General features: G+C 59.4%; 6 protein-coding genes and 1 pseudogene. All 7 read left to right on the top strand.

Features of this window, described 5'->3' with window-relative positions; genetic code table 11:
- Positions 1 to 531: 531 nt before the first annotated feature.
- Positions 532 to 1584, top strand: coding sequence for a hypothetical protein (locus AV059_RS01085; RefSeq protein WP_058991322.1), 1053 nt, complete (start codon positions 532 to 534; stop codon positions 1582 to 1584).
- A 185-nt stretch (positions 1585 to 1769) separates the two neighbouring features.
- Positions 1770 to 1988: pseudogene (locus tag AV059_RS21335) on the top strand (IS6 family transposase); the annotation flags it as partial.
- Between the two features lie 227 nt (positions 1989 to 2215).
- The gene (locus tag AV059_RS22645) at positions 2216 to 4906 is read left to right on the top strand and encodes a hypothetical protein (RefSeq protein ID WP_228841677.1); all 2691 of its coding nucleotides are present in this window, start codon (positions 2216 to 2218) and stop codon (positions 4904 to 4906) included.
- On the top strand, positions 4903 to 5418 hold the full coding sequence (locus tag AV059_RS22650) for a hypothetical protein (RefSeq protein ID WP_228841678.1): 516 nt from the start codon (positions 4903 to 4905) through the stop codon (positions 5416 to 5418). The genes AV059_RS22645 and AV059_RS22650 overlap by 4 nt, the downstream gene beginning before the upstream one ends.
- A complete protein-coding gene (locus AV059_RS22655; RefSeq protein ID WP_228841679.1) occupies positions 5415 to 5558 on the top strand; it encodes a hypothetical protein in 144 nt (47 codons plus the stop codon). The genes AV059_RS22650 and AV059_RS22655 overlap by 4 nt, the downstream gene beginning before the upstream one ends.
- 138 nt (positions 5559 to 5696) lie before the next feature.
- Complete coding sequence (locus tag AV059_RS22660) at positions 5697 to 6314, top strand: hypothetical protein (protein WP_228841680.1); 618 nt, start codon at positions 5697 to 5699, stop codon at positions 6312 to 6314.
- Positions 6311 to 6564 (top strand): hypothetical protein (locus AV059_RS22665; protein WP_228841681.1); only part of this gene is annotated, 254 nt, incomplete at its 3' end. The genes AV059_RS22660 and AV059_RS22665, both read left to right, overlap by 4 nt.

Below are 6564 nucleotides of genomic sequence, written 5' to 3' on the forward strand. Positions count from 1 at the left end.
TCAGATAGAACCATTTCATAATATAGTAATTAATTTTTTGATGATTACGGGGAGTTACCACGACACATAATATTACCATAGGTCATAGACCGCCGCCGTCAATCGGTCAGAACGGATCGACAGGCGGAGCTAGCCGAGTGTGTCGGGCTTGGCCCCGAGGCGGTCCACAGATAGGACTACCCCAAAGTGGCATCGTCCGGAAATTCCAGCGTGTTGTCTGCCGCAGTGAGCGACGGGAATGTCTCGGTATTACTGCCGGACGACGTTCGACGCACGAGGGCCCTTCGGCGCTGTCCACAGCAATGCTCCAGCGCCGGCTACGACACTCGGTACAGTCTCGCAGCGGTGGCGCTGGATTCTGCGGCTTGCGATCCAGCCAACACCGGCCGCTTCACTCAATTAAGCACTAGTTGTTGACACAGTCCGATTCACAGGACAGGGTTTCGGACCGATATGACGGTACACTTGTTGTAGGTACACGGTTCTATTTGCGCACAGCTTAAAGTGTAAACAGAGCTATATTTAACCAGTATGGTGGAAGAATCCAGCCCGAAAGGAAAAGAGGAGAGTCAGTCAGAGGAACAGCCGACGTTCACCCTAAATCGGCGGACGCTACTTCAGTCGACCCTTGCTGGAAGTGCGATATTGGGGGGAGTCGGTCTGGCCACACCAGTTGCTAGACAGGTGCGGTCCGACGAGATGGGTTCTGGAGATAGCAGCAATCGCGCAGAGGACTTTCCGCCGAGTGGAATCACTGAGTATGGACGGAAAGCCACCCTCGGAAACGGGGAGGTGCGAACGTTTACGAGTGAAACACCGTCAGGAGAGCCGAGGTATCACGGGGTCGAGTTCGACCACACGGCACTCGAAGGGCTTCCAAGCGAGACAGAAATAAATGAGATAGACAATCCTGTGGAGACTGATAAGTATCGGTTTAGTGGACAAGCGGCAACGATCCATTTCAAACAGTCACTCCAGTTCTTTGTGCCGTTCCCAGATGCGGCTGGCACGCCGTTTACCTTCTTAGGACTCAACTGGAATCCAGACGGCCATTTTGGTGGTAACGGAGCGTGGGAGAAGCCACACTTCGATGTCCACTTTCATATGCGTGACCCCGCAACAGTAGATGACGTTGAGGGGCCTCAGCTTCCGCCGTACGATATCAAAACAGCGGACGGAATCGAGACAAATTTCGACTTCACTCAACTTCCAGAAGGGTATGCGCGACCACCTCCGGCAGTCGCTGATGAGCGGTATATCACAGACATGGGTGAACACGCAGCTCCTAACGATGCGCCTGAACTCCCAAGCAGCCCCGACGGTCGAGGTGATCCTACTAGCTTCAGCAACACACTCATTCAAGGGTATATCGGTGACACAGAGGGGTCACAGCTGGCGTTCGTGGAACCGATGCTCACCCGAGAGTTCCTGAGCGATTTCCGCGGCAGCAAAACGTATGATGTCCCACAACCGGACGAATATCCACACGATCAGCAGCACCCACATGAGTACAGTGTCCGGGATATTCCGTCCCAAAACAAAATCGTAGTCGCCATTCAGAGTTTCAAACAGATATCTGACTGAGCGGCAAGATCCTGATGATAAGCATCACCAAGAATTAGCTACTAAGATCTTCTGGCGACTTCAGCGGTCGTGTTTAGTTAAGTATCAAAAGTGAGGCGGGAGAATTTCTTAGTGGTTCATGCCAGAAATCGCCCGCCTCAGCGGTAGTAGAGACTGGATAGATTTGGTGATGTCGAAACCGCCGTTTTCTCGTCGATGGCGCGAAACATCTCCAAGCTGCACTGCAACGATTCGGGCGCCGATTTCAGACAGAACGCCACGGAAATCGGAATGCTGTCGAACGTATCTTTCGAGAAATAAAACGACGAACTTCTTCGTTTTCAAACTGTTTCAGTCACGTCGAACCGAAGACAGCTGAAAATTGGCTCCAGAGTTTCGCTCGCTGGCACAATGCTCCAAACTAAACATTACCTCGGTTGGAGTAACGGAGCACCGTAAACATAGGCCTGGGTCCACCAGACGTGCGAATCGACGCGGCCGCCAGATCAAGAGCTGTAGTCAGACCGGCGATCAGTGGATAACTACCGCCTAATAGAAACTGTTATATTAAATTCATGACGAACTGGATATATCCACCTACCGTTGTCGTTCTCTCAGACGAGTCGTCAACAGGGTCGGTTGCAGTACACTCATGGATACCACGATACAAGAAGTCAGACCTGACGAACTGGCAGACACCATCGAACTGGGCGAGGTAACCCTCGTTCTCGGTGCACCAGGTATCGGAACATCACAGCAGCTACGGCCACTGGGGCAGTCCGTCGAGCGACTGCCCGAGACGGACGTTGCTGACGACGGGGAACTCGTAATCGTCGAGGACTTCGTCTCAGCAGCGTTCGCCCTCGACGACGAGTCCCTCTCGACCTACCTTTACGAGTACGGGCAGAAATCGCTGTTTTCCATATCGGGTGGCGCAGTACTCGTCACCAATCCCCGGAGTTTCGACTGGCTCTGCCGGAGTGATCTGGGCGTGTCGGGCAGTTTCATCGAGACTGTCGACAGGGTAGTGGTGGTTCGAACGCCGCCGACTGCTGCCGGGACAGCAATCGACGAGGTTCGACAGCGTCTCTCAGGTGGAACGCACGGGTTGGGTGACGACGAGCGAGCCGCCGTCCTGGAACGAGCCAGATATCCACCCTACTACTTCACCACTTCGGAACTGCAAGAGCACTTGGGATGGTACGACGGAACAGTCACGCCGGAAGCGTTTCTCCCCCTCTCGAAACACGACACGTCGGCAGTGCTCCTGCCTGGCGATGTCAGACGAGTGTTCGAGAGATATGAGATTACGAGCGGTCCCTTCGATAGCGAGTTCGCGGATGTCATCGCACGACTCCTTCCGAGAGGGGGTCTCCCCAGCCGAATCCCGAACGAGCGGTCGCCAGCGGTTCTGGCTGCGCTCGCGCTCGTCGCCGTTGGAATCGCCGAGGACGGGGACTGGCTCGATTCCCTCGTTCGAAATCGGACACTTTCACCGACTGCTGAGGCACTGGAACGTGCCCTGGATCTCCCGCCCGGAACAGTCGACCACCTCCAGGTCTTCGCCGGGGAGTCGATGCGAGCACGGATTCGCGAGCGTCTCACGGCTGACGACGAGGAATCGATCTTCGACGTGTCTCGTGAAGCACTCGACGACGCAGTGGATGCGCTCCAGTCGGAGAGTGCATCGCTCGAAACCGTCTCCACGGACCCTGAAGCGTATGGCTCCTCGCCACTCGTCGGTGCCTGGCACTGGGACGGGCCGGAGGCACTGCACGAGGCTGCTGCCGAGCGTGAGCTCCCGGGCACGATTCAGGAGGCTGACGAGACCGACGAGGAGGGGCTGGACTGGCGGTCGTTCGTCGACGGAGAGGACGGCAACGGTGGCGACGACCTCCTCGATGCGCTCGATGGCGGGCTGGTCGTCCTCAGTGGCCCGAGATCGAGCGGAAAACGACAGGTCGCTGCCACACTCGCTTCGGAACTCGAGGACTGGGGAACGACCGTCAAACTCCCCGACCTGAGAAACCCCGACCAGATTCGGACGGGGGTCGAAGCGACACCGAACACGGTCGTCGTCGCGACGTACGGGGCCGAACCAGCGAAGATACTCGGCGACGATGGCGTCCGAGCACTCCCCGAGTGGGTCGGGGACGGAAGTTGTGCCGGCGCGCTGCTCATCTGTGACGACACCAATCGCGAGCGCCTCGACGAGATCGCTGAACGGGCTGGCTGTGACGAACTTCCAGCTTGGACTGACCGCGTCGAATTCTCGGTCAAGGATCCGAGCGTCGAGACTGATCGTGACCCGGCAGCCGTTGCGCAGGAGCTACTGGATGCAATTGGCTGGAACACGGTGCAGTTCCCGTCTCGTCGGAACGTCGACGTCGAGTCGGTCGCCGACCAGAGCACCCTGGCAGCCATTGCGAGTGTTCCGGATCACGCACTCGATGGGGCGTTCGTGGGGCGTGTTCTTGCTGAGGTTGTCGACATCGTCTCGACGACACACGGGCCCGACGCAGCACAGCAGTGGCTCTCGTTTGTCGACGACCTCGTGGCGGACGTGGGGCGGAATCGGAGTTCCGACACGGAGGGGGCTCTCCAGTACCGGGGCGAAGTTTACGAGACCGCAATCACAGCCGTTGCGTTGGCTAATCCGAGAACTGACGAGTGGGTCCACGCGGTCGCACTCGGTGTGTTAGAGGTCACGAACGAGGTATCGAATCCCCACGAGGAGAGTATCGGCGGGAATTTAGAGCCGTTTGCCACCGCGTTCTCGGGTGCACTGGCGAGGCTCGCACAGCCGCCGGACGGATCGGTGGTAAACCACGGCGCAATCGGGTGTGTCGACGAAACGCTTCACGCTATGGTCGCGGACGACGGGTGGCGGTTTCCGCTTCACTTCGTCTACGGGAAGGCCGTCGGCCGGATCGTCCGACGGGCGGAGAATCCAGCCGGCAGCGAACGGCGGTCTCGCGACGATCGTCTCACTCGTTCGCCAGTACGCTTCGAGTCCCAACGATCACTTTACGACGGTCGTGCTTGCACAGAGCTTCGGGTCCATGCTCGGGCCGTCGCGGACGGCGACTGTTCGCCCGAGGCGATGGCTGACTGGGTGGCCGATATCCAGTCCCGTGCCAGCGACGCGGTCGCGATCATTACCGATCAGGACGCCGGACCAGCGGATGCTCGAAGCGTCCTACGTCGCCGCTGTCGGCCAGTGGGTGTTCGAACACGAGTGTTCGGACGACCGGATCGGCCCCTGGCTCGATGCCGTCGGGCGCAGCATGGCAAACACAGCGACAGTGTCGACACTCGACGTGGATCCCGAGGCGTTTCGTGACGGACGCCTACGGGGGTGCGTTCGGACCGTCGTCCAGACGGGCAACCTCGACCGCGCCGAGCAGTTGTTTGCGACGTGTCACCGTCTTCGTCGACTCCATCACAGACGCCGGCCACTTCGACGCCGAACAGGAACTCCGGGCAGTGCTGCACGCCACGGCCCTCGCGGCCTTTGGCAACGTCGAGCAGCAATACCCAGATCAGGTCAGTCAGTACCCGTACGGCGTAAAATCGATTCCGTTCGACGACTCCCTGGGCTTCGAGGACTGGATGGCACTCTACGACGAGTCAGTGACACGGGGTGGTGCCGCCACGGAGTCAACCCAGAAACGGACCCAGCATCTGACAGCCGTGTATCGCGACGCCCTTTCGACAGCCGTTCAGGGTTCGAACCTGACTCGGCCGATTCGGACGACAGCGTCGAGACGAACGGGATGTATGGGTCGGCCGAGTCGGGCCACTGGGACGAGTGGAACATGTTTGGCGATTTGGCCGAACCTGACCCCAGTGTGACGCCACGCGAAGAGCACACGTGGTACACTGGCATCACGGACTGCATCGAAGCACGGGCGAGTTCGGCCGAATCGGTCGACAACCCGGTTCAGTTCCTCGCAGACGTCTACGGCGGCGCAGCCGTTTCGATGGGCGGCTGATGGCGCATCGAGTCGTACCCAGGAGTGGGTCACGGTGCTCGTCCAGTCGCTACGTCACAGTCGCGAGTCCATCGACGAGCCCGACGAGACGACCTGGTTCAACGCGTCGCGGCGGTCGACGCAGAGATTCTGACTGCGGTGCTGACTCGGTCTGACGTTGGCGAACGCACGCACGAGCGACTGGTCAAGGCGGTGCTGTCACAGATCGAAACGGCTGCGACCGCGCCGGATAATCCACCACATCCAGTCGTGTACGTGGCCTCGGTGTTCGGTGGAGCACTCGGACACGCCGCCGGCGTCGAGTCTGAGGAGGTCCGCTTCTGTGTAATCGAGGTGCTGTCGGTTCTCGACGACCAGTTCTCCCTCGACTGGATCGAGCTCGACCGAGCCGACATCTTCGAACGGATCTTCGCCGAGGCGTTCGCGACGGTCGGTCGAACCCACACCGACAGCCTGGTGACCGACGAGTGGCTCGAGATCGTGAGCGCCAGGATCGAATCGACCGCCACACGGGAAGCACCGGACCGTCCGGACGAATTCGTCGCCGACGTGTACGTTCGAGCCCTGTTCGAGGCAGTGCAGGACGATGCCGACGAGTGGCGACGACGACTCGATTCGGAACTCCGTGACTTCACCAGGGGACCGTACGTGAACGACTCGGAAGCGTTCCTGGAAGCCCTCTACGCCGATGTGGTCGTCAAGGGTGCAGAGAGCCACGGCCCCGAACACGGATCGAAGCGTGTATTGACGCCGTGAACGAGTCTGTCCAGGATGCGATCGATGCTGATCTGCTCCGCGCCGATGGGGCCCACGAGCGAACGTTCTCGAACGCACGGGACACGCTGTTCTCGGCCAACGTTCGGGAACGCGCGGACTACATTGCGCGTCTCGATCAGGGACTCCAGGCCACAGATAACGGCGACATCTCCAGCGACATTTTCGATGCGGAGGGTGTCGACGACCCTGCTGACCCGCCGACGGGCCGGATTCGACAACTGACTGTGAT

It is taken from the genome of Haloarcula sp. CBA1127 (assembly GCF_001485575.1).
Taxonomy (GTDB): Archaea; Halobacteriota; Halobacteria; order Halobacteriales; family Haloarculaceae; genus Haloarcula.